Raw genomic sequence first — 24,434 nt, forward strand, 5'->3', positions numbered from 1 at the left:
ATTTAATGTATAATATCACTATATCAAACTGTTAATAAAACCTATTATTTTAGGGGGACACTTTATGAAAAGATTTTTAAATACGTTACTTCAATTTGTAGTTCTTTCAATCGTGCTACATTCGTTATTTGATATAGTTGGTTGGCTTGTTCTCAATGCAACAATTAAAAACAAACAAATCATCATTTCTTTAATAACAATCTCATGGGTTATGTACATGTACCGAGACAAATTTTTTCAAAAGTTCACTTCAAACTAACTAAAAAAGAAAACACTTCATTGGTGAATTACGAAGTGTTTTCTTTTTTTTACTACTGTATAATAAAAATAATATTCTGTCTTTAAAGAAAGGAGTCACCATGAACTTAAAAATTAGCAATATATACGAGAAAATGAACCAATATTCCGTTGCAGGTTTAAGCCTCGCTGTTATATGTAATGGCAAACTAGATGAAGCGACTGCCTTTGGAACACTTGAAGCTGGAACAACTAGAGCTATTACTACAAATTCTCTCTTTAATTCTTGTTCTATCAGCAAATTCATCACTACAATGCTCGTACTAACATTATCAGAGCAAGGTATCGTATATTTAGATGAAAACGTAAATGATAAACTCACATCTTGGAACATTCCTACTAATCTATTTACTTCACAAAAAAGCATCACTTTGAGAAACTTATTAAGCCATCAATCTGGACTCATTGATCCACCTAATAGTTTTGAACATTATACACCTGCAAAAGGATTACCTAATATGTCTGAGCTCCTTTCCGGTAAAACACTATATTGCCCCGTACCTATAGAGGTAACTTATAAACCAGAAAGTGAATTTCACTACTCAGACGCAAACTTTTGTATAATCGAACTACTACTAGAAGATATTACAGGAAGATTATTTAGTCAGTTATTAGAAGAACACATCTTCCAGCCATTACAAATGAAAAATAGTACACTTTTTTCTCCAAAAGACATAGATAAAACCGATGTTTTTGCTTGCGGACATAATAAAGATAGAACTGTAACAAATGAGAAGTATCCATTTTATCCATTCGCAGCTGCTTCAGGTATTTGGACAACACCAACTGACTTATCAGCTTTAGTTATTGAAATCATTCATTCCTTACAAGGAAAGGGCAAACTAAAACTTTCTCAAAAATTAGTAATAGACATGATTTCTCCTCAAGGTTGCTCAAAATGGACTGGATTAGGTGTTTTTCTAGATGATTCTAATGAAGAATTACAGATTTATTCACTCGGATGGGGCGTTGGATTTCAATGTATGATGGTTTGTTATCCATACTGCGGGAATGGTGCTGTTATTATGACTAATTCCGATTTAGGTGTTCATCAAATGGAAGGGATCATTGGTGAGGTTGTAAAAACGTTATCCTTATAATGAAAATAAAGAAGCTGTTCCTTCCAGCTTCTTTATCTATATAACATTTTTCGCAACAATTTTTATATGTTCTGGTGCGATAATCTCCGTTATACTTTCTTGGAAATCTTCCCGCAACATTTCTTCCAAATGTTCTAACTGCACTTCAACATGAGTGCATTCTAAATTATGTATATTTAACAGTGCATAATGATCTTTTTTCTTAATTACTAAATATTGATTTTCCTCTGTCACAAGTACAGAACCTAATCGGACTCCTAGTAAGCGTTGATCATCAAACTTCATAATTACTTCTCCTTCCCTCATATAAACAAAATTACAATGAAAATAATTACATTTATGGAAAAACACGCTTATTTAGACTATATCATAATTTACTAAAATAGAAATATCTTTTTCTGTTTTAATAAAAATCCCTATTTTTTCATATATTTCGATACAAAAAACTTTCTCAACATTAAATTTGAATTTTCAGTTTTTAATTCTATAAAAATCTATTATAATAAAGTTAATAAATGTTTGACCTCTCCTAATTCATGTACATATGGATGATCAGTAGTTATTGCTACTGATCTATTTTTTTGATTTCAGAAAGTACATACTCTGCATCCTTTCCTACACCACAAATAAGTGCGGAACCCCTTTGAAATTGCCATGGTAAACCGATATAATACAATCCTTTTACTGGACTGATTCCCTTTATATGATTAGGAAATCCTTTCTCATTCACTGCCTGTTCAATTTCAATCCAATTATAATTTTGAACAAAACCAGTTGACCATATAATGCTTTCTGCACTATAAGTATCACCATTCTGAAACATAATGTTATTTCCTGATGCACTTACTACTTTTTCTTGCAGTTTGATTGCTCCATTACGAATAAGTTTCTTACCTTCAAAACCGAAAATAGGGTCCTTTCTCTTCTGGAACCATCTTCCCCTCTTTGTATTTATTTCAGCGTACAATAAACCCACTTTTTCTAGCAGATTAAAAATACTTTTTCCAAAAAGTTGTAACGGTAAAAACGTTAAAGGATGACTAATAGACACCGTAACTTCATGAGTCTTTGCCAGTTCTACTGCAATTTGCATTCCTGAATTCCCACCACCTACTACTAGTACTTTTTCCTTAGGAATTTGTGATGGTGATTTATATTGTGATGAATGTATTTGAAAAATATGTGATGATAGATTTGCTGAAACTGAGGGAATAAACGGTTGCTGAAAAGCACCTGATGCGATAATAACTTTTTTCGTTTGTAAAACTTCTGTAGGAGTATGTAATTCAAATATTTCTTTTTCTTTCTTTATTTTTAGAACTTCCGTTTGTAATTGTACCGGTAATTGAAAATGTTTTGCATATTCTTCTAAATAAGTTGCAATTTCATCTTTATATGGAAATTCATTTTTTTCACCTATTAACGCCATACCCGGCAAGCTACTGTAAGACCTTGGGGTAAAAAGCTGCAAAGAATCATATCGATTTCTCCATGAATCACCAACTTGTTTTCCTGCCTCAAGTAATAAAAAATTATACCCTTCTTGCTTCAAGTAATATCCCATTGTTAATCCAGCTTGACCCGCTCCAATAATAATTAGGTCTATCATTCTAATCCCTCCTTCTCTTAAACGTATGAATACTTGTTCATATATTCATACGTTTCCATAATCATAACATTTTATTTTTATATAATTCAATATCTACTCAAAATAAAAAAGAGCAGTTCACTGCTCTATGAACTACTCTTCATTCCATTTCTACAATTTTTCCTCGTATAGTGTAATTCTATTTGAAAACGGATCAATTACAGTTAATTCAATTGTACCCCAAGGTGTTTTTTCTATATTCGGCTTCGAATAAGCATATTCTTTACTTAATAATACAGAATGATAATCCTTTACATCATCTATTTTAATCCGAATCGCACCACCTGGTGAGGCATCACCATGATGTTCTGATAAATGTATCACAGCATCCTGTAACGAAATTTGCAAATATAATGGCATATTTTCCTCATACCGATGTTCCCAGTCCAGTTTAAATCCTAAAAAACCTAAGTAAAATAGTTTTGCTTTTTCAATATCAAAAATTCTAAATATAGGTGTTATCATTTATACTCTCCTCCTATTTATAAACATCTGCTGCCAATTCTCTCAAAACATCCACGTTTACTACTTCATAGCATCCATCGTTCTTCTTTATTATCTCTTTATCACAAAAAATATTTAATGTTCGCAACAAATGCCGATAGCTCGTTCCTAACAATTCCGCTATTTCCGTTAAATTCCCACTAAATACAATTCTATTTTCATACTGAACTGCTCGTTCCCCTGCTGCTAACATGTAACTCGCAAGTCTATTTTCAAGCGGATACAATAAATTAATTGTACTATTTTTTGAAAGTCGATTTAACTTATGTGCTAACGATCCACAAATACATCTTAAAAATTTCGCATCATGAAATAGCTGATTTCTCACTCTTCCTAATGGTAAACCAACACAATATGAATCTGCCATTACTTGTACATTTGAAGTAATCCTTTGGGAATGAATTAACTCCACATCTCCAAGTAACTGCAAACTATCATAAAAACACAGTAATACGGATTTCCCGTTACTTAATGTGTTAAACGCTTTCGCTTTTCCTTCAACAAAGAAATATAAATAATCTATCTCTTCATTTTCTCTACAAATAAACTCATTCTTTTTAAAAAATATAAGTTCCATATATGGCTTCATATCATGACTAAAAAATGAATCAATATTATTTTTCTTCATATACTCTGCTAATTTAATAGAATTACATACTTTCTTCATAGTTCCCCACCTTTACAACTCATCCCCATTGTCATCAAAATTTTCTTCTTCCACTATGACATATGTCATAACAATACACAATTTCAGCATGATACAGTCATTACAAATATGAAATACAAAGGGGATATTACATTGTATAACTTTCTTTCTGTCTTTATTGGTGTGCTCATCGCCGTTATGCTTCCATTGAATGGGATTTTATCTGAGTTAATTGGCAAGTACACAGCAAGCGTGGTCATTCACCTTGTCGGTTTAATTGCAGTTATCTTCATTTTAATCATAAACAAAAATAAAATTCGTTTCGATAAAAGTATTCCACTTTTTTTATATAGCGCTGGAGCGATTGGAGTATTCACTGTTCTTTTTAACAATATAAGTTTCTCCGTCCTTGGTGCTTCTATTACGATCGCATTAAGTTTACTCGGTCAATCTATTGCTTCCATCGTTATTGATCATTTCGGCTTATTAGGAATGAAAGTTGCAAAGTTTGAAAAGAAAAAACTAATTGGATTATGTTTCATCTCTTCTGGAATTATAATCATGACAATTTATTAATGGGGGCAAGAAAATGTTATATATTACGATCGCTATTTTAGCTGGTGTTTCTATCGTTGTTGCTAGAATTATTAACGCGAATTTAGCAAAGGAAATTGGAAACTGGGAAGGCACGTTTTTCAATTATATTACTGGATTATTTTTCTCTATGTTATTTTTAATTTTCAGTTCAGATTCATTGTATATCCCTATTCATAAGTTGCAATCTATTCCTATCGCCGTATACTTAGGCGGATTAGTAGGAGTTATCGTTATTTCATTATCCAACTATATTACTCCTAAAATATCAGCCTTCTATTTAACATTACTCATCTTTATCGGACAATTATTTGCGGGGACTATTATTGATTTCTTCCTGACAAATGAACTCTCAATTGGTAAAGTTATCGGTGGCATTTTCGTATTAATTGGGCTCACTTACAATTTACTCATAGATCGCCCGATAAAAACTGTGAAGCATAACCAAGTTCAACTATAATACTTTACGCTTACCTATCATATATTAATAGAAAAGCTCTTCACACGAAGTAATAGAGAGGAGAAAATCCTATTAAAAAAATTATTTTATTGCTAGGTAGCGTATTAATTATTTCTGGAATTGCATGGTTTATAAACTCAGGAAAATCTATTCAAGATCTCTATACTGCAAATAAACCGAAAAAGAAAGCTACTATTATTTCAAGCTCGCGAGATCCAAATGAGCCCCCTGTTTTTTTAGGAAAACAGGAAATAAAAGATATACATGTAGAATCAATTAAAACAAAACAGGATATCTTTCTCACAAAAACAGATGAATTAAAAACGTTTATTAACAGTATGAATACCGCAAAAAAAGGTAAATTAACATTAGATGAAGAAGGATCAGACTTAATAGATTGTGATATGTGGATTACTTTCGAGGATGGAACTTATAAAAAATATTTCATATGGGTAGTTGATCATCACAGCAGCGAAGTGATGATTGCTCAGCAAGATACTCCTGATGATGTAAACCTTACGTACTATCAGTTAAACGAAGATAGTTCAAAAAAAGTTTATAATTTATTTAAAAAAATTATTTAAACGAAAAAGTCATGAGCACGCGAACTCATGACTTTTTGCACTATATATACTCAGGGAACACTCTACAACCCTTTTCCTGCTCTATATCATGACCAAAGAAAACAATCGGTTTCTCTTTTGTCACAACTTCTTTTAAGCGTTTGATTGAAGATAAAGCTAATTCTGGATCAAATCCTGCGAACGGCACTTCATCTTCAAAATTCTCTTTGGTGTACGATGCATCAATTGTTAATAAAACTGAACCGGATTGCTCCGTCTCAATGAATAACGACTGATGGCCTGGAGAATGACCTGGCGTATACAATAATTGAACACCTGGTACCACTTCATAATCCCCTTCAATAATTTTGTAGTTCAAATGCGGTAATATACATTCTTTCATATATTCTTCTCTATGAAGTGCTGCCTCATATTCCGTTCGCTGCACAATAATCGGTGTATTTGTAAAAGCACCGTTTCCTCCTGCATGATCAAAATGTAAGTGAGAACTAATAATATATAGAAGGTCTTCTGGATCATACCCTACACGCTTTAAAATATTGACAATTCTATCTTCTTCAGTCATTTTCGGTAAAATCTGTCCCTCAACAAATGTACCGTTAAAAAGCCCTTCATTATTAACTGCACTTTCTGGCATACCAGTGTCTACTAAAATAGGACCTTCTTCCGTCTCCAAAAGATAACACCAAACCGGCAAGTTTAATAGTTTCCCCGGTGTTAACGTACTGTTAACAGACGCATGGTCCAACATGCAACGACCTGCTGGGATGAAATAAAGTTTCTTTACTGTCATTATGTATCCACCTTTACATTTAGTTTTGGATAGGCACACAGTAAAAATTCTTCATTCTAGAATTAAACTCCTTCTCAGCTTTCATTCCATTTCCACTTACAATTTTTAAAATTTCCGAATGATAAAAAATGCTAAAGCAATCGAGAGATAACATATTACAATCCCTACGAAGCTAACGCTGAAGCCATCTTTATGAATAGTCATCAATTTTAAAATATCAATATTTAATACGTGACCGATGAAAAGATACACTAGGTTAAAAAATTCGGTGTCAATTATATAATTAACCATCGCCAGCTTTTACAAGATCAAATATTAGAATTCGGGCTAACAGATGTAGATGATATTTTCTGCTTAAACAATACAGATCAACATTGGCAAGCAATATGTGACCTCATTAAACCACACGGCAAAATTTGCTCTATCGTAGAAAATGAACACCCTCTTGAAATGAGTATTTTAAAAAGTAAAAGTGCTACACTCGTTTGGGAGTTTATGTTTACAAAAGCGATGTATGAAACTGGCGATATGATTACGCAGCACGAACTATTAAATAAAGTAAGCGAACTACTAGATGAAGGCATTTTAAAGACTACCTTAAATGAAACATTAACACCGATTAACGCTGAAAACTTAAAGAAAGCACATGCACTACTTGAAAGCGGGCACACCATTGGGAAAATCGTATTAGAGAAATTTTAATCATGATAGTGACAGATAGTATGTGAAATTATATTAACGATTTTTCGAATATATCTATCATAACGTACAATATATCAACGATTTTTCAAATATATCTATCACAAATCAAATTATATCGATTTATCGACAAATAGCAACAATATGAAAAGGCTGTTCCAGATGAACAGCCTTTTCTTTATTTACTTGAAATCTCTTTATTATTTTGAACGTCTAACGGAGCTCGCTTTCCTATTCCGAAAGCATAGAAACTAATTGTTACGATAACTAGGAAAACAATACCTACAACTAGTGAAATGCGCGTATCATCGTTAAACCACATTCCGATTAATACCATAATTAAAAAGGCAATTGTTAAATAGTTTGTAACAGGAGCAAACGGCATTTTGAACGGATGATCTTTCATCTCTGCTCCCTTTTCTTTTCTAAAATTAATTTGACTAATTAAAATAACAAACCATGGTACCATACCAGGAAGTACACTCGCACTATATACATATACGAATAAGTTTTTCGGTGCGATGTAACTTAAAACAACACCAACCGCTAAACCGATAATTACGCCAACTGTTCCGAATAAAGGTACACCATTTCCAGAAAGTTTCGTGAAATATTTCGGCGCTTGTCCATTTACACCTAACGTATACAGCATACGACCAGCACTATAAATACCACTATTACAACCAGACATTGCTGCTGTGATAACAACAAAGTTAATTAATCCCGCAGCAGCCGTAATACCAACCTTCGCAAAAGTTGCTACGAACGGGCTACCAATTGTACTTAATTGATCCCACGGATACACAGTTACAATAACGAAAATAGCACCGATGTAGAAAATTAAAATACGCCAAATTGTACTTTGAATCGCTCTTGTAAGTGTCTTCTTCGGATCCTTCGCTTCACCAGCAGTAATACCGATTAATTCCACACCTTGATACGCTCCAACTACAAGTGATAATGCAAAGAAGAATCCTGAAAAACCACCTGTAAAGAAACCGCCATTTGACCAAAGATTAGATATGCCAATCGCTTCTCCGCCGTTACCAATTCCGAAGAAAATAAGGCCAAATCCTGCAATAATCATTAATAGAATCGTAACGATTTTAATCATCGCAAACCAAAATTCAAATTCACCAAATGACTTAACAGAAATTAAGTTAGCTGCACCAAGAATAACCATTGCAATTATACCTGGTATCCAAGCTGGTAAATCCGGGAACCAATATTGCATATACGCTCCAACCGCGATAATTTCTGACATCCCAACGATAACCCACTGGAACCAGTTACTCCACGCTGTCATATAACCAGCTAGTGGATGAATATACTTATGACCGAATGTCGCAAATGAGCCTGTACTTGGCTCCATATACAACATTTCTCCCATGGCACGCATGATGAAGAAGATGAAAATACCTGCAATTGCATAAGCAAGCATTACTGACGGACCTGTCCATTTAATTGTGCTGGCTGACCCCATAAACAAACCAACACCAATCGTTCCGCCTAAAGCAATCATTTGAATATGACGTGCTTCTAAACCTCTTTTCAATTCTTTGTTTGCCACTTCACTTCCCCCTCTTAGATGATTCATAACCGCATTTTAACACAAGATGCTTTCCCCTAATTCCTTTCGGCCCTGAAAATGATGAAGCAAACGTCATTTTACACTAGCTTTAAAGCTATCCTAAAATCGTTTTGTGCTCCTAATAAAATTCTCAAAACCTTTCATCTTCCAATATTCTATAAATCTTAAAATTACTTACCTTATATTAATTCATTAATCTGAAAAATTCAATTATTTTTTCAATAAATTATTATACATAAGTCTGGTTAATTTTTAACTAAATTAACAATAAAATACATCTATTCAATATGATTCCGACATGTATATTATTACAATATAAATAACAGAGGAGAGCATTTCTTCCTCGGTTTCATATGTCAAATACTTCAACCTTTATAGTTGATAACGTAATTTCCCACACATTCGATTTATATACCAATGAGAAATTTAATATATTAATAAACTACTAACTTCTTTACCCCAGCCAAAATATAAAAGAGCCTCATTTAAAAATGAGACTCTTTTACGATTTCATATTTAAACCGATTTCAAAGTTTGCTTACCAAAGATAAACACCCTAGTAAACACTGCCATTATAACTACAATAACTAGAAAATAAAGTGGCATCACTAGTAACGAGCCCGTATGCAGTTGACTCATTCCCCAAATTGTCATCGTTACAATTACATAGTACCCTAAGCTAAACAATGCACCTGCTGTACCAATAACATCTTGAAAATCTACTAATGCTAAACTTAAACAGTTAGGCAACGCTACTCCAATTCCTAATAGCAATATAAACATCGCTACTAAAAATCCAATCATATATATTATGTTTGGATTTGATCCAACAAACGTAATAACAGATAAAAGGATAGCTCCTCCTGTCATTACGAGACAACCGATATATATAATTTTCTCTGGTTTATAAGTAGCAAGTAAACGTTTCGAAACTTTCGCTCCAACAATAGAAGCAGACGCTACAACAATTCCTAGAAATCCATACATACTAGGCGATAATTGAAAGTATTCAATAAAGATAAACGGCGCTTCTGCATAATAGCTAAATAAAACACCATTTGCTCCTCCAATTAATAGCCCATATGTTACTACTTTCGGATTTGTAATTAGCCTCTTCAAGACTGAAAACACATTTATTTTATTCGTTACTGAGCCCGTTTTTGTTTCAGGAAGAGAAACAAACGTATACAGAAAAATACCGATACTCATAACTACTAAACTTAAAAATACTATTTTAAATCCAAACATTTGATCAAGAAAGCCACCAATTAACGGTCCTATCGCTGGTGTAAAAGCAATGACTGCCGAGATTTGAGCAAACATAACATGCCTCTTATGCCCTTCTACACTTTCACGAAGAATCGTTTGCGTCACAACTGATCCTGCACTTGCTCCAAACGCTTGAATAAAACGACTTACCAATAAAAATTCAATGGAATTTGCAATATAGCATAAGAAACTCCCAGCGCCATATATTACAATTCCAAATAACATTGCTGGGCGACGGCCAATTATATCTGATAGCCATCCAATAAAAAATACACCTAAAGCAAATCCAGCAAAATACACACTAAGCGTTAACTGCACCTCATTATTACTTACATGTAACGCCTTTGAAATATCAGGTAAAGACGGTGTGTAAATCGTTTCACTAATTTGCGGAAATGCGACAAGAACAATCATTAACAAAAGTGATGGTACTGAGACTTTTTTCATTTTTCATACCCTCCTATAACTTTGAAAATCCCAGAAATAAAAAGACTTTCCTTAGCTACGGAACAGGAGGGGCCATTATAGAAATCCGGTCATAAAACAACAAAGAAAACACCTCAATTACGTATGTTAATACTTATAGGAGGGTAATATTAACATCGATTTTTAAATATACTTTTTCAATTATATTACATATTACTTTTATTTTTCTAGTATTAACGTTCAAATGTTCTTTTTATATTAGTGAACAACTAATACACGCCATAGAAGATAACTACTTGATATAACCACCTTATTATGGAATAATTAGAAATAGTTTGAATCTATAAACCTAATTATAAAATGATATACTCATATATTACTAATGTCATAAAGCTGAACAAGTAGGAGGACTTTCGTAATGATTGAAATTTTAAGGACAGTAGTAAACTTTCTAATTTCTCTATTCTTAGGAGAATTACCATTTGTATATTATGTATGGATTATTACCCTATTCCTAATTCAAATAACCCAATCTACTCTAAACTATAAACTCTTTAACAAGAAAGACAATTTCAGCACTTATATATTGGAAGGATTACTTTCTTTTATTATTTTATTGTTTGGAGGAATATTAGTATCTAAGTTACTTGCTTACATAATAGACGATCCTACTATTAATATGACGAATTTAACACATTATTTTGTTTCTCTTATCATATTAACTATATTTGTCGTAATAACCTGTGTTAAAGACTTTATAGAGACATCTATAAAGAATAAAAATATATCTCTTTTGAGCTTTTTAGTAATTTCCTTCATAACAAGTATACTTTCATTCAAGTTTTTATCACCTTTAATTCAAGGTTCTTTTTCTCTTTCTAAATCTTTTATCACCACTTTAATCATTCTTGTAACTATATCAATCCCTCTATTAATTTCCTTAGAGGATAAGTATGCAGACGAAAAGGAAACGGAAAATTTATAGTTTCTCATTTACATAAAAGAAAGAGGGAGCTCCCCTCTTTCTTTTAAATCATCCCTTTTAATATCAATCCTAAAACTGACATTATTATCGCGCTAATAATAATTCGCAAAATCCAAGTAGTGTTTGTACTTATTTTTTCTAATTGCTTATTGATTGTTGCTATGTCTTTCTCATTAATAGTAGTACGCGTTTCTAAATTTCGAATGTCTCTCATCATTTCTTTTTGCTCCGCCTTGAGACTGTCAATTTTAGCGTAAACATCTTCCATATATTCACACCCTCTGTTCATCTTAATAGAAAAATCTATATATATTATGAGACAACCCTCTTACCTGTGAATACATTGCGTATATCCGCGTACCAAATTATTTGTACAATCTAATTGAATTACTCACATGTTTCCATTCTTCTATTTATAAATTAGCGTTAAGATAGATTAAAATTTAAAAAGGAATCCCTTGTTTATTTAACAACAAACAAGGTGCAATCCAACATTCGGGAGCACCTACGATAATTTCTATTGTTTTCATATTTACAACTCAATATAATCAGTATGATTTTCTGAAGAATCCACTTTTTGAACTGCTTAAAGTATACTAATATGAATACGAAATAGCTGTATTGATAAACTCTCTAGAACAATAAATATACTGGCTGAAACGGATCTATATCCAATATTTTTTCCAGTAACATGAATGGTTATTTCTGATAAATGCGTTTGTATATCATTGTTTTCAAAAATTTCATCCTCAACCTTTACAATATCTGCTTCACAATCTACTTCTTTAAAAGTTTTCAATAATTTTGTTTCCAATATACTACAATCAAAATTCTCATCTTTTATTACGGCAAATTTAACTTTCATATCGATTTCCCCATTTTTAACAAACTAAAATCACTAAATCAATATAAATATATATTATTCTATTAAATAATTCAAAATATATGTTTCTTATAAATCACTACTAAATATCAATTCTAAGGATTTAGATAAAAAAGAAAACAAATAAAGTGAAATTCTAATCAGTAGGTGGTTTGTCCATTCCCCGCTGATTATTTAGTTAAACCAATCGGACATTTAAGAGATTAAAAAATTACTCTTTCAATCACCAAGCTAATTAATAGATAATCCCCCTGTGCTCAGTGATTCAAAAAAATTTTTATTTTTAATTCATAGCTTCTGAGAACTTTTTGCTTTAATATTGATAAGTTGCTTCTTACATTCTGTAATATTGGAAATAACTATATAGTAAAACAAATTAACTATTAGGAGTGCTATTTATGTTTGATATACTTCGTCTCTTAATTATATTTCTCATTGCTATCTTTTTATTTTTCTCCATACTAATGGAGTTTAAAAAACCTCAAAAAAGTGTATTTTGGTTTTCAATTGAAGTCTTATCTCTTCTAGGGATTATAATGCTTTTTAAAGATTTTTTATCAAAAATATAACTTATTCCACGAATAATGACGTGTTTCAATACAATATCTTTATCTTTTGAACGATCTTATTTCTTAACACGGACTCTACCTCAAGTTGTCTTTTCTTTATAAAAAAATAGCCTGCCTATTTCCGTAGGCAGACTATATCTTTATTCCTCAATACAAAAGTATACTTTCTTTTTCACTCAAACTTTATGTAATGATACAGATTCCAAATAAATTATTGTCTTTTCTGTATTTTTATCATTGATTTTTTGTTCATAAATTCGTAACACATATAGATGAGTTATCATGCTAAAATTAGCTTATTCAAAAGAAGTTATTCTTAATGAATCGATAATTTTTAATACCCTGTTTAAAGCCTCGCCCCCCTGCGAGGCTTTTTCCTATTTAACTAGAGTAATGGTTATCAACTGTTACTATGCTGCTACGGATCCTACTTTTAGCTATTCAGTATCAGCACACGTAAAATTCTTTCCTCCATCATTTGATTTACAAACTGTATTTATCGATTTTTCGGTTATTTTTTCACTTTCATTAGAAACTTGATCTAAATTCATTCGATATAATTGTTCCGGATTTTCTTTTGAATTTCCTTCAATATGAATTGTATGATTGAACATCTCAGCCGTGAAGCTGCTAGATGTATTTATCATTTTTACTCCATTATTTTCACCTACATAGCGTTCAACTACTCTTTCGGCTTCTTTAAGTTGTTGAGATGTAGGATACGGTATAGATTCCGCTAAAATAACTACACCTACTAAATATGTAATATACAAACCACCTGCAATCAAGATAACTTTCTTTACTGTTTTATTAATCATGCTCTAACTCCCTTTTCTTATTTCTCTATTAATATATATAATTTCTCTAATTTACATCAATTTCTTTTTAATACATAACATTCGTTTTACATTTTATAAAAAGCACCTCTCTTACTAATTTTCAATTTGATAATATCATTTTATTTATTGTTTTTCAATAAATAATTATTATTAAGCGTTTTATTTTTACTGTTTTTTATTTTTGATTCAATTTAAAAACAAGTGACTTATTTAAGTCCACTACATCATCAGCAAGTTTGAAAATTTGTTAATTAATAAAATAAAAAGAGCAACTATATGTAGTCTCTCTCGTTCTATCTATGTAGATTAGTAGTTTAACTTCAGCACTCACTCTATTCAAGAATACTTTACTGAATATTCAATCTGATGATAAAATTGACCTAATTAATATTTTCTTCCATCACTGTATAAAAAATTACAATAAAAAAATAGCACTCTCACAATTAAGTAAACGCAAACTGTTTCTTCTATCTACTTACTATTTAAGGTTAATAATGATATAATCTGATTTAAAAATTCGACTTAAATTCATTGATGAATGGAGAGGTTTATATGAAATTAAAAGACAAAGTAGCAATCATAACTGGTGGTGCAAGTGGAATTGGCGAATCTACTGTTCGTCTTTTTATCAAAGAAGGTGCAAAAGTAGTTATTGCTGATTTTTCTGAACGTGGAAAAGAACTATCAGATGAATTGAATGCACATGGATACAATACGTTATTTATTAAAACCGATGTAACAAATGAGGCAGATATTAAACAGCTCATTCATGAGACAGTAAGTACATACGGTAAATTAGATATTATGTATGCAAATGCCGGCGTTGCTGATGATGCACCGGCAAACGAATTATCCTATGAAAAGTGGAAAAGAACTATTGATATTAATTTGTCTGGGGTATTCCTTTCTGATAAATATTCGATTGAACAATTTCTTAAACAAGGTACAGGTGGTGTCATCGTTAACGCTGGTTCGATTCATAGTTTTGTTTCATTACCTACCCCAACAGCATACTCCTCTGCAAAAGGTGGTGTGAAACTATTAACTCAAAATTTATGTACTGCCTACGCTAAATATGGAATACGTATTAATGCGGTGTGCCCTGGTTATATTGACACCCCTTTACTAGGTAGTGTTAATCCTCAACAAAAAGAATATTTAGCTTCACTTCATCCACAAGGCAGACTTGGAACACCAGAAGAAGTCGCTAAAGCTGTCTTGTTTTTAGCAAGTGATGATGCTAGTTTTGTTAACGGTACAACACTTCTTGTTGATGGAGGCTATACTGCACGTTAATTTAAAATTTTTGAAGCACCCTAAGAAATATATAGTCTTCAACAAGAAAAAGCACCATCACAAGTGACGGCGCTTTTTCTATGTAAGAGCAACTAGAAGGTATCCTTCTAGCCTACTCCCATTTATAAGTCCAAAACTGTTCAAGTTGCAGCCATTTTAATGTTGCTGCATCTTTGTTTTTTATTTTTGCATGCGTGTCTTCAAGCATTGCTTCTGTTTGTGAACGGTGCGCACCTAATGCAGTTAATTTATGATCAAATACTTCACTAATGTTATTTACAACATCCGGTTCTCCTAATACTGCTTCACGATTTTTCGTAATCGCAACAGCATGGATAACTGGGCGCTCTTCTTTTGGCATACGTGATACAGCGCGAACGACAGCGCGGCCAAATGCATTATGATCTGGATGTACACCGTGCTCTGGATAAAATGTAATAATTCGAGATGGATTTACTTCTTGAATGATTGCTTCAATTTTGTCAGCAACGAAATCAACATCTTCAAATTCTAACGTTTTATCATGGAAGCCAAGCATTCTTAAATCTTTAATGCCCATCGCTTCACAAGCATCTTTCAATTCTTTCTTACGGATATTTGGAATCGTTTCACGGTTAGCGAATACGTTCTTACCCATGTTACGTCCCATTTGTCCTAGAGTACCACATGCATATGTTACAGGTACTCCTTGATCTGTTAATAAGCGAATTGTTCCTCCCGCAGCATATGCTTCATCATCTGGATGCGGAAATACAACAAGTACATGTCTCTCCATAAGTTTCCCTCCTTCTTACTTAAATGGTGTTAAGCTTAACTCAAGTGCAACTGCTAGACGACCTAAATTATCATGTCCAGCTAGTAATAAACGCTCTTGACCATCTACTTCCCAGTGCGTAATACCTTCAGCATATACCCAACCATGATCCATTTTTAGACCAACTCGGTATGGATTTGTTCCAGTTATCTTCCCGCGTTCAAAACGGATAATTGCATTTCGAATGAAAGCACCAACTGTCATCATCTTTTCATTTATGTGTGATGCATACGCTCCGTTTGTCGTTTCTAAATGAATATATACATCTTTATTTACAAAACGTTCAATTTCATTTTGAATAAGAGAACTATCTTTTACTATTTCCATCGGAATTCACCTCTTTAAACCATTTTACGCAAAAATAATGTAAATTGCTATCTCTATATTAGAGGACAACGCTCACTTTTCCTAATAATTTGCACTGTGTTTTTTATATTTTTTATATGATATGTAAAAAATACATTTTTTCCTTCACTTTGTTAAATAGTTTTCTTTCTTTTTTGAATTTGCTACAATATATTTTATCCCGCATTATTGCAGCGAGATACATTTCGACAATTGAATACATAATTTAAAGAAGGTGACATGGTTGGAACAATCAGCACATGAAGTAGCAAATTGGCAATATTATTTTGCAATTGCCGTATTTTTAATCACGTACGGATTTATTATTTCTGAGAAATTGAATCGTGCTGTAATCGCACTATTCGGTGCTGCTATTATGATTATTTTTGGAGTTGTAGATTTACATACTGCTTTCACATCACATATTCAATGGGAAACGATTACCCTTTTAATTGGGATGATGATTCTCGTACATATTACGAGTCAATCAGGCGTCTTTGAATTTGTGGCCATTAAAGCGGCAAAAGCAGCTGGCGGAAAACCGATTCGCATTTTATTATTACTATCCCTATTAACTGCTGTCGGATCAGCATTTTTGGACAATGTAACGACTGTTTTATTAATCGTTCCTGTTACATTATCCATTACACGTATTTTAAAAGTAAATCCTGTGCCTTATTTGATTTCAGAAGTGCTGTTTTCAAATATAGGCGGAACAGCAACATTAATCGGTGATCCACCTAATATTATGATTGGATCAGCAAACAAGCATTTAGACTTTAACGCCTTTTTACTTAACTTAGCTCCAATCGTAATTATTATTTCTATCGTGACACTTGGCATTATTTACTTCATGTATCGTAACAAACTAAAAACAACACCTGAACAAATCGAAAAACTAATGGCATTAAACGAAAAAGATTACATTAAAGATCAAAGCCTCCTTTTAAAATCTATTTCGATTTTAGGACTAACTATTTTAGGCTTCGTACTTCATTCGATTATTCATGTAGACGCTGCTGTTATCGCGATGACAGGCGCTACACTTCTTATGTTAATCGGCGTGAAAGAACATGATATTGAAGATGTATTTGCCCACGTTGAATGGGTAACCATTTTCTTCTTCGCCGGACTATTTGTTCTCGTTGGCGGGTTAATTGATATCGGACTTATCTCTTCACTTGCAAAAGAAGTAATCGGCGTAACAAACGGTGACATCGGATTCGCAGCTATACTTATTTTATGGGTATCTGGCATCGCATCTGCGACAATCGACAACATCCCATTTGTCGCTACGATGATTCCTCTTATTCAAGACTTAGCTACAGGACTCGGACTATCTGTCGATTCTCCGCAAATCGAAGTACTATGGTGGGCGTTATCTCTTGGAGCTTGCTTAGGAGGAAATGGAACGCTAATCGGAGCATCTGCAAACGTAGTCGTTGCTGGTATTGCAAAACGTGAAGGACATGCTTTCTCTTATATGGACTTCTTAAAAATTGGTTTACCATTAACTATTGTTGCACTCTTGTTATCACATGCTTATATATATTTACGTTATTTAATGTAAAAGTTATATTGCATGAAATTATATCGTCAAATCCAAAAGGTTTGCAGCATCGTGCTGCAAACCTTTTTTCATCACCAAAATATACCGATAATTGCTAACCCACCCAATATCATACCACCAATTTGTCCAACGATTGCTGGTGATAATTGAACACCTTTTCTTACTTCAACAACCGGTCTTTCATGCCTTAATTGCTGCACTTCACTTTGAAGTTGATGTACACTTCCGTGTAATTCTTTAATTAATTCCTTTAATTCAGCGACCTCTTCATTTACTGGTTTACTTTTTTCTAAATTCATTTTTCATGACTCCTTATAAGTTCAATCAGTACATTGTAAAAATTCGCCAATTATCATTATATCTCCTGCATACTACATATATAATTTCGAATGTACTTTCTAACCTTGCAGCTCTATCCATTCATCCCGCAATATCCCCATAATGATACGATCAAAACACTTCCCATCTCTTTGAACCGCTTCTCTCATACACCCTTCCATCTGAAAACCTATCTTTTTATACAACGCAATGGCTGCTTTATTATAAGAAATCACATCCAGACCGACGCGGTGTAAATTCAATTCATAGAAAGCATATTTTAAGATAAGATGGATTGCTTCTCTTCCATATCCCTTTCCTCTATCATTTGCATCGCCTATACCAATGGCTAATAAACCCGTTCTGTTATTCCACTCTATGCCATGAATTGCAACAAAACCAATTAAGCGATCATCTTGAACTGTCCTTAACATGAAAGAAACACTATTCGATCTCCGTCCCTTTAATAGCCCATCACTTGCTATTTCTTGTATCGATTGCGGGAATGCTACATCTGTATCTACATTCCTTAAATACTCACTATCTTCTTGCCACATAGCCATTACTTCAGCATCTGCTTCTCTAATAGCTGATAATTTAATCGTTTTATTTTGAAAAAGATTCATTGTCATTTCAAACTCCCCCTTTTTTAATAACAGGGATAATTATTAGCCTATTTATCCCCTTATTCTATAAACTGCTTTATACACGGGATACTTACAATAAGCGCTGACATTGGCACATCTCCTCTACACGAAATTAACTTCATTGTATAATTTTTCGTTTATTCAAACAATAATAAAAAGCCCTCCAAATTTAGAGGACCTTTCCTAATAGCGAAACTATATTATTTCGTAAACATTTTCTCCGCTTCATCCATTGCCATTTTGTTACCTAAAGCAGAATAGTCAAGCCATGGTTGGTCATTAATAATGTATACGTGCTTACCTTTAACAGCTTTTAAGTCTTTCCAAATTGGTGTTTCTTGAAGTTGTTTAAATGCAGCTTTCGCTTTATCATCTCTGTTAACGACAACGAAAATAGCATCTGCATCAAAGTCAGGTAATACTTCTTGTGAAATGACTTCGAAAGGACGGTTTCCATCAATTTTCTCTACACTATTTGCAGGTTGTAATCCTAAGTCTTGGAATAAAATTGGTCCCATCGGTCTTTTCGTACTAAATACTCGTAATTCTTTTGCAGTAACACGAATTGCCATTACTTTTTCGTTATTACCTAATTCTTTATCTATTAAACTTTTTACTCGTTTTGATTGCTCTTCGTAATCTTGAATATATTTATCCGCTTCTTTCTCACGGTTTACAAGTTTACCAACTTGTTGTAACTGATCTCTCCACGTGCCTTCATCTAAGTTGAAAGAATGTGTTTTTGCAATTTTTTCGTATTTCGCTAAATCTTTGCCCGCGTATTTTTCATCCACATAAATGTCAGTTGGCTTCAATTGAAGTAACGCTTCCATATTCGGATCTGTTACAACACCAAGTTTCTTCGTATCTTTCAACTGCTCTTTTGCGTGCGGTAAGAAATCTTTTAAATCTCCACCAATAACAGAACCTACTGGTGTAATTCCTAATGCAAGTAAATTATTTGTTAAATGAATGGACATAGAGGCGATTTTTGGATCATTACTTTTTTCCGTTTTTTTCGTTGCCTCTTCATTAGCTTTCGTTTGACCACATGCTGCTAATACTAAAATACACATCATGCTAAATAAAATAGTAAGTTTCTTTTTCATATGTTCTCCTCTTTGAAGTATTTATTTTGTTTTTGTAAGTAAATAAAGAAAATACGGTGCTCCTAAAGCTGCCACTACTACACCAGCTGGAATGGAGTTTGGCTCAAATATAGAACGACCTATCGTATCTGCTAGCACTAAAATAATCATTCCGATAATGCCAGCTAAAGGAAGAAAGTGTTGATATGTAGTACCTACTAACTTCCTTGCGATATGCGGAGCAACTAAACCGATAAAACCAATCCCTCCTGCCATCGATACACTTGCGCAAGATAATCCAACCGCTGTAGCTAAAAGTAATAACCGTTCTTTTTGAACAGAAACACCAAGTCCTGCCGCTACACTATCACCTAGTGACAATGCATTTAACGTTTTAGATTTTAGCCACGCATAAGGGGTTAGTATGAAAATCCAAGGTAATAATGCAAGGACATGAATCCAATCCCTTCCCCACACGTTACCAACTAGCCATCTAGAAGCGAATGTATACGTCTCATCATTTAACTTGAGAGAGAAAAATAACGAAATTGCACTAAAACCAGCTGAAACTGCAATACCAACGAGAATAAGTCTAATGGGAAGTAAACCATTTGACCGATCACTCGCAAGTAAAATAATAAGAAATGCAGCTAATACTCCTCCGCCAAATGTAAATAACGGTATTAAAATGGATGCACTTTCATTAATAGAATGAAAGAATGTAACAAATATAATTAGCCCGAAAGATGCACCTGAATGCAGTCCAAGAATACCAGGGTCTGCAAGTGCATTACGGGATAATCCTTGCAAAATCGCACCGGAAATCCCAAGGCCAATACCAGCTAACATTGTGATTATTATTCTTGGCATACGATAATCATATAGCACGGTTGCGCTCTCAAAATCACCATAACCAAAAAGTGTTTCAATTACTTTAAGTGGCTCTATACTCAGTGTCCCTGTATTTAGACTAATTAAAATTACAGCGATACTTACACATCCGAATATTGTAGTTACAGTAATAGCTCTCTTTTTATCCGTGTTAAAAAGATCTTTCACTTATAGCTCCCTCCCAACTTTACGTGCTATATAGAGGAAGAACGGAACTCCAACAAGAGCTACCATAATCCCTATCGCAAGTTCCTTAGGAGGATTTACTGTTCTTGCTCCTAGGTCAGCTACAACTAATAACATAGCTCCTAATAATGCTGACATAGGAATAATGAGTCTATAATTCACACCAACTAATTTTCTAGCAATGTGCGGGATAACTAATCCTACAAATCCAATAGAACCAACAGCTGAAACAGAAACACCTGCCAGAATAACTACTATAATCATCCCTAGTATTCTCGTTCGGTTCGTTTTCACTCCTAAATTTGTAGCAACATCATCCCCCATTGATATGAGTGAAATAGATCGCCCTAACACTATTGCAAAAATAATCGTTATAAGAATAATAGGGACTAAAAATTTCAATTGTTCCCACTTAACCCCTGCAACACCACCAGCATACCAAAACGCTAAATCCTGGCTTAAATCATAATAAATCGCAACACCTGAACTTAATGAATGTAAAAGCGCTGCCATAACCGCTCCAGCAATCGTTAACCTCATTGGTGTTAACCCGCCTGATGTTGCTGATCCAATAACAAAAATAAGTACTGTACTTAAGACTGCTCCAATAAAGGAAACAATCATTAAATAGGAATACGGCATATGCGGAAAAAAAGCAAAACTAAGTGCTACTACAAACATCGCTCCTGCATTTATGCCAAGTACACCTGCATCAGCTAAAGGATTTCGTGTTACTCCTTGCATAACCGCTCCAGCGACCGCAAAAGCTGCCCCTACAACTGCTGCTCCAATTACTCTCGGGAGCCTTAATTCATAAATAATTTGGTGCTGCGTTAATTTCGGATTGTAATCCAAAACCGCAGTCCACACCGTTTGTAAATGAATATCCTTTGCACCAAATGAAATGGCTAAAAATATAGATCCAATTAAACATAAAATTGTTAAGCTCATGAAACATATGAACTTAATATGTATCCAGCGGTTATTACCAGCATGTACAGTAGACTTATGTAACATGTTTCATTTCATCCTTTATATTCAGTTGTTTTTTGTAATTATTTTTTATTTATAATTATTATTGATAATAATTATCATTTTCATTTAGATATTATATCCCCACTTTTTTTAAATAGCAAACTATTTTTTCACTTTTCTACAATATTAAAATACTCATTACAATTCCCTTCTAAAACTTACAAATACATGCAAAATAGACTACTGGATTATTTTTTAAATTGTAGTATACTTATTGATTATTTTGATTTTTCAAATAAAAAAATCGAAGGTGACACAATGTTCTATATAAAACAACTACTACATTTCACTTACGAACAAGCATTATCTTGCTTATTCCCAGTCATTATTTTCTTAACACTAGCCCTTTCAAAAATTGTTTCAATCCCAGGATTATACCGCTATGATTTCATACTCATCGTATGCCTTCTTATGCAGTGGATTATGTACAAGACTGGTCTTGAAACAAAAGACGAACTAAAAGTAATTACCATCTTCCACCTCATCGGACTCTTGCTAGAAATATATAAAATACATTTCGGTTCATGGAGTTATCCGGAAGAGGCATATTCAAAAGTTTTTGGAGTTCCGCTTTATAGTGGCTTTATGTATGCAAGTGTTGCAAGTTACATATGCCAGGCGTGGAGAAGATTGCATTTGCAAATGCATCATTGGCCAAAAGCTATTTTGGCAATACCTTTAGGAGCAATGATTTACTTTAATTTTTTTACACATCATTTTCTATATGACTTTAGATGGGTATTAACTGTACTTTTATTCATCGTTTTCTTTCGGACATTTGTAGAATTTTCATTACGAGGCGTTACATATAAAATGCCACTCGTTCTCTCCTTTTTCCTTATCGGATTTTTCATTTGGATTGCAGAGAACATCGCAACATTTTTCGGAGCATGGCAATATCCAAATCAACGGGAAGCATGGAGTCTCGTTCACTTAAGCAAAATTAGTTCATGGTTTTTACTCGTTGTTATTAGCATTATGATTGTCACGCAGCTCAAACATTTGAAGGAATCAAAAAGATAATGCTGATTATGTAAAAACAGTTAGCCCATCACTCATTAGAGAGTGATGAGCTAACTGTTTTTAGTAATATTTTTTAAACCGTCCTTATCAAGGGAGTTATAATTTACAAGAGTATAAGCAATTACACATTATGAACTGCTACTAGCAGAAGATGTTGCTACAGATGAAGCGGCAATCGTTGCCATCATGGCTGCCTGTTGTGCTTGTATGAGGACTTCTATCATTGTTTGTAAACCTGTGTTAGTAGCTTTACTTTCCTCACCTTTCTGACTGACGAACAGTTGAATAGCAATAAGAATAGTTGTATCTGTATGCCAACGGAACAATTTATCCCCCTGCAATTTTTCAATAAATGCTCGAATAGAATGAATCTCTTTTTCTCCGTCCTCGAGTAACGCTAGTAGCCCGATAGCTGGGTAATGCATCTGTTTTACTTTTACCTTTTCTTGCTTTAACAAATTCCATATATTTGTACATTTTGCAACTAATAGTTCTTCCCTGACATCCTTCTTTAGTGAAAGAATATGACTCAAAAATTGAAGATCATTCCCTTTACGCAAACCAGCTGTCGCTAGTTTCTGATAAAGACGTTCCACTCGGTCCATAAGTGTTTCTACATGCTCTGATTGTCCTGCTAATAAAACTGCGAGTGGATAATCATTTGTACTTGTAAGAAAGAGGTGATCCTTTTTCATGCGTTTATATACTTGCATCGAACGCTGAATATGTGTGCCATGCTGTTCATTTTCTTCTGTTAAAAGCACAGCTGCTGCGAGATAAGTAAATATACTCCGGCTAAAGCCACCAGTGACCAATTGTTCATATAAATCTAAAAACGTCCGAAAAGCTTCCTTGTAATCTGTAAAGTGAATATCTAATGTTGCGGCCACTACAAAACGATGATAAGACTTTAAGTATGAAAACATCCCTACCTGATTCTTAATATAACTACTAATTTCTAAAAAACGTCCGAGATCAAACAATTTATCACTACCTGCATACATAGCAGCAATCATCATTCCTGTTCGAGAATCACTCGTTTTCCATTTTAGTTCTCCCTTTAACTGTACATATGTATGTTTATATTGCTCCAACTTTTGTTCTAATGTAATCATAGTATTCACCCCTATTTCTAGTTCTTCTCTATTATTATACTTATATTACATACGGCTTTTGCAACCTTAATTCTGTATTTCCTTCAATATTTTTCTATTATGTAAAACAAATGTAATAACTATACCTACTTTATCAGCATCAAGATTACAAGCGCTTACACCCCTTTAAACTCAACGACAAAAAGGATAGATAATAAATTATCTATCCTTTTTGTCGTT

At 33.3% G+C, this 24,434-nt stretch carries 27 protein-coding genes and 1 pseudogene; 10 read left to right on the forward strand and 18 right to left on the reverse strand.

Annotated features, from left to right (window positions below):
* Positions 1-64: 64 nt before the first annotated feature.
* Together OXT04_RS09055 and OXT04_RS09060 are read left to right on the forward strand one after the other, a co-directional pair.
* Complete coding sequence (locus tag OXT04_RS09055) at positions 65-259, forward strand: hypothetical protein (protein ID WP_267414161.1); 195 nt, start codon at positions 65-67, stop codon at positions 257-259.
* A gap of 100 nt (positions 260-359) precedes the next feature.
* Positions 360-1,397 carry a serine hydrolase domain-containing protein gene (locus tag OXT04_RS09060; protein ID WP_071714613.1) on the forward strand — a complete coding sequence of 346 codons (1,038 nt, stop codon included), beginning with the start codon at positions 360-362 and terminating at the stop codon, positions 1,395-1,397.
* Positions 1,398-1,433: 36 nt separating this feature from the next.
* On the opposite strand, the gene OXT04_RS09065 is transcribed toward OXT04_RS09060, so the two are convergent.
* From OXT04_RS09065 to yeiL, 4 genes are all read right to left on the reverse strand, one after another.
* Entirely contained in the window at positions 1,434-1,682 is a 249-nt protein-coding gene (locus OXT04_RS09065) for a hypothetical protein (RefSeq protein ID WP_000666948.1), read from the reverse strand.
* A gap of 280 nt (positions 1,683-1,962) precedes the next feature.
* Positions 1,963-3,006, reverse strand: a complete 1,044-nt coding sequence (locus OXT04_RS09070; RefSeq protein ID WP_267414162.1) for a flavin-containing monooxygenase — start codon at positions 3,004-3,006, stop codon at positions 1,963-1,965.
* A gap of 150 nt (positions 3,007-3,156) precedes the next feature.
* The gene (locus tag OXT04_RS09075; RefSeq protein WP_000632403.1) at positions 3,157-3,510 is read right to left on the reverse strand and encodes a glyoxalase superfamily protein; all 354 of its coding nucleotides are present in this window, start codon (positions 3,508-3,510) and stop codon (positions 3,157-3,159) included.
* Between the two features lie 13 nt (positions 3,511-3,523).
* Positions 3,524-4,216 (reverse strand): transcriptional regulator YeiL, encoded by a 693-nt coding sequence (gene yeiL, locus OXT04_RS09080; protein WP_267414163.1) that lies wholly within the window; start codon positions 4,214-4,216, stop codon positions 3,524-3,526.
* Between the two features lie 108 nt (positions 4,217-4,324).
* On the opposite strand from yeiL, the gene OXT04_RS09085 reads away from it, so the two are divergent.
* The 3 genes from OXT04_RS09085 (at position 4,325) to OXT04_RS09095 (ending at position 5,833) form a co-directional block, all read left to right on the forward strand.
* Positions 4,325-4,771 (forward strand): DMT family transporter, encoded by a 447-nt coding sequence (locus tag OXT04_RS09085; RefSeq protein WP_002039063.1) that lies wholly within the window; start codon positions 4,325-4,327, stop codon positions 4,769-4,771.
* A gap of 13 nt (positions 4,772-4,784) precedes the next feature.
* The gene (locus OXT04_RS09090) at positions 4,785-5,249 is read left to right on the forward strand and encodes a DMT family transporter (protein ID WP_000965811.1); all 465 of its coding nucleotides are present in this window, start codon (positions 4,785-4,787) and stop codon (positions 5,247-5,249) included.
* Positions 5,250-5,338: 89 nt separating this feature from the next.
* Positions 5,339-5,833, forward strand: a complete 495-nt coding sequence (locus tag OXT04_RS09095; protein WP_000901701.1) for a hypothetical protein — start codon at positions 5,339-5,341, stop codon at positions 5,831-5,833.
* 40 nt (positions 5,834-5,873) lie between these two features.
* Here OXT04_RS09095 and aiiA read toward each other — a convergent pair whose 3' ends face one another.
* The gene (gene aiiA, locus OXT04_RS09100) at positions 5,874-6,626 is read right to left on the reverse strand and encodes a quorum-quenching N-acyl homoserine lactonase AiiA (protein ID WP_000216571.1); all 753 of its coding nucleotides are present in this window, start codon (positions 6,624-6,626) and stop codon (positions 5,874-5,876) included.
* Positions 6,627-6,881: 255 nt separating this feature from the next.
* Between aiiA and OXT04_RS09110 the strand changes: the two are divergent.
* A pseudogene (locus OXT04_RS09110) lies at positions 6,882-7,328 on the forward strand (zinc-binding dehydrogenase); the annotation flags it as partial.
* A gap of 175 nt (positions 7,329-7,503) precedes the next feature.
* Here OXT04_RS09110 and OXT04_RS09115 read toward each other — a convergent pair.
* Both OXT04_RS09115 and OXT04_RS09120 read right to left on the reverse strand, forming a co-directional pair.
* A complete protein-coding gene (locus OXT04_RS09115; protein WP_141550389.1) occupies positions 7,504-8,895 on the reverse strand; it encodes an amino acid permease in 1,392 nt (463 codons plus the stop codon).
* 537 nt (positions 8,896-9,432) lie between these two features.
* On the reverse strand, positions 9,433-10,632 hold the full coding sequence (locus OXT04_RS09120) for a multidrug effflux MFS transporter (RefSeq protein WP_000758007.1): 1,200 nt from the start codon (positions 10,630-10,632) through the stop codon (positions 9,433-9,435).
* Positions 10,633-11,029: 397 nt separating this feature from the next.
* On the opposite strand from OXT04_RS09120, the gene OXT04_RS09125 reads away from it, so the two are divergent.
* Positions 11,030-11,596 (forward strand): DUF5823 family protein, encoded by a 567-nt coding sequence (locus OXT04_RS09125; protein ID WP_267414164.1) that lies wholly within the window; start codon positions 11,030-11,032, stop codon positions 11,594-11,596.
* Positions 11,597-11,639: 43 nt separating this feature from the next.
* On the opposite strand, the gene OXT04_RS09130 is transcribed toward OXT04_RS09125, so the two are convergent.
* From OXT04_RS09130 to OXT04_RS09140, 3 genes are all read right to left on the reverse strand, one after another.
* Positions 11,640-11,864 (reverse strand): hemolysin XhlA family protein, encoded by a 225-nt coding sequence (locus OXT04_RS09130; RefSeq protein ID WP_000390469.1) that lies wholly within the window; start codon positions 11,862-11,864, stop codon positions 11,640-11,642.
* 318 nt (positions 11,865-12,182) lie between these two features.
* Positions 12,183-12,461 (reverse strand): hypothetical protein, encoded by a 279-nt coding sequence (locus OXT04_RS09135; protein WP_000865000.1) that lies wholly within the window; start codon positions 12,459-12,461, stop codon positions 12,183-12,185.
* A gap of 1,024 nt (positions 12,462-13,485) precedes the next feature.
* Positions 13,486-13,866: a hypothetical protein gene (locus OXT04_RS09140; protein WP_000608950.1), complete on the reverse strand. Its 381-nt coding sequence runs from the start codon at positions 13,864-13,866 to the stop codon at positions 13,486-13,488.
* A 573-nt stretch (positions 13,867-14,439) separates the two neighbouring features.
* On the opposite strand from OXT04_RS09140, the gene OXT04_RS09145 reads away from it, so the two are divergent.
* Positions 14,440-15,183, forward strand: coding sequence for an SDR family NAD(P)-dependent oxidoreductase (locus OXT04_RS09145; protein ID WP_000768026.1), 744 nt, complete (start codon positions 14,440-14,442; stop codon positions 15,181-15,183).
* A 112-nt stretch (positions 15,184-15,295) separates the two neighbouring features.
* Here OXT04_RS09145 and bshB2 read toward each other — a convergent pair whose 3' ends face one another.
* Both bshB2 and OXT04_RS09155 read right to left on the reverse strand, forming a co-directional pair.
* On the reverse strand, positions 15,296-15,958 hold the full coding sequence (bshB2, locus tag OXT04_RS09150; RefSeq protein WP_000439489.1) for a bacillithiol biosynthesis deacetylase BshB2: 663 nt from the start codon (positions 15,956-15,958) through the stop codon (positions 15,296-15,298).
* 15 nt (positions 15,959-15,973) lie between these two features.
* The gene (locus tag OXT04_RS09155; protein ID WP_000407046.1) at positions 15,974-16,324 is read right to left on the reverse strand and encodes a YojF family protein; all 351 of its coding nucleotides are present in this window, start codon (positions 16,322-16,324) and stop codon (positions 15,974-15,976) included.
* 262 nt (positions 16,325-16,586) lie between these two features.
* Here OXT04_RS09155 and OXT04_RS09160 point away from each other — a divergent pair, with 262 nt between their 5' ends.
* A complete protein-coding gene (locus OXT04_RS09160) occupies positions 16,587-17,912 on the forward strand; it encodes an ArsB/NhaD family transporter (RefSeq protein WP_000437988.1) in 1,326 nt (441 codons plus the stop codon).
* Between the two features lie 71 nt (positions 17,913-17,983).
* On the opposite strand, the gene OXT04_RS09165 is transcribed toward OXT04_RS09160, so the two are convergent.
* The 5 genes from OXT04_RS09165 to OXT04_RS09185 form a co-directional block, all read right to left on the reverse strand.
* Positions 17,984-18,211: a coiled-coil domain-containing protein gene (locus tag OXT04_RS09165; RefSeq protein WP_001047523.1), complete on the reverse strand. Its 228-nt coding sequence runs from the start codon at positions 18,209-18,211 to the stop codon at positions 17,984-17,986.
* A 99-nt stretch (positions 18,212-18,310) separates the two neighbouring features.
* A complete protein-coding gene (locus OXT04_RS09170; RefSeq protein ID WP_000178471.1) occupies positions 18,311-18,862 on the reverse strand; it encodes a GNAT family N-acetyltransferase in 552 nt (183 codons plus the stop codon).
* A 215-nt stretch (positions 18,863-19,077) separates the two neighbouring features.
* A complete protein-coding gene (locus OXT04_RS09175) occupies positions 19,078-19,986 on the reverse strand; it encodes an iron-hydroxamate ABC transporter substrate-binding protein (RefSeq protein ID WP_267414165.1) in 909 nt (302 codons plus the stop codon).
* 21 nt (positions 19,987-20,007) lie between these two features.
* Positions 20,008-21,024 carry a FecCD family ABC transporter permease gene (locus OXT04_RS09180; protein ID WP_000653826.1) on the reverse strand — a complete coding sequence of 339 codons (1,017 nt, stop codon included), beginning with the start codon at positions 21,022-21,024 and terminating at the stop codon, positions 20,008-20,010.
* Entirely contained in the window at positions 21,025-22,059 is a 1,035-nt protein-coding gene (locus OXT04_RS09185) for a FecCD family ABC transporter permease (RefSeq protein ID WP_097821692.1), read from the reverse strand.
* Between the two features lie 276 nt (positions 22,060-22,335).
* Here OXT04_RS09185 and OXT04_RS09190 point away from each other — a divergent pair, with 276 nt between their 5' ends.
* Complete coding sequence (locus tag OXT04_RS09190; protein ID WP_097924151.1) at positions 22,336-23,100, forward strand: DUF817 domain-containing protein; 765 nt, start codon at positions 22,336-22,338, stop codon at positions 23,098-23,100.
* A gap of 128 nt (positions 23,101-23,228) precedes the next feature.
* Here OXT04_RS09190 and OXT04_RS09195 read toward each other — a convergent pair whose 3' ends face one another.
* Positions 23,229-24,215, reverse strand: coding sequence for a DUF4003 domain-containing protein (locus OXT04_RS09195; protein WP_090977489.1), 987 nt, complete (start codon positions 24,213-24,215; stop codon positions 23,229-23,231).
* Between the last annotated feature and the right edge of the window lie 219 nt (positions 24,216-24,434).

It is taken from the genome of Bacillus sp. GC_Bacil_1 (genome assembly GCF_026540675.1).
Lineage (GTDB): Bacteria > Bacillota > Bacilli > Bacillales > Bacillaceae_G > Bacillus_A > Bacillus_A cereus.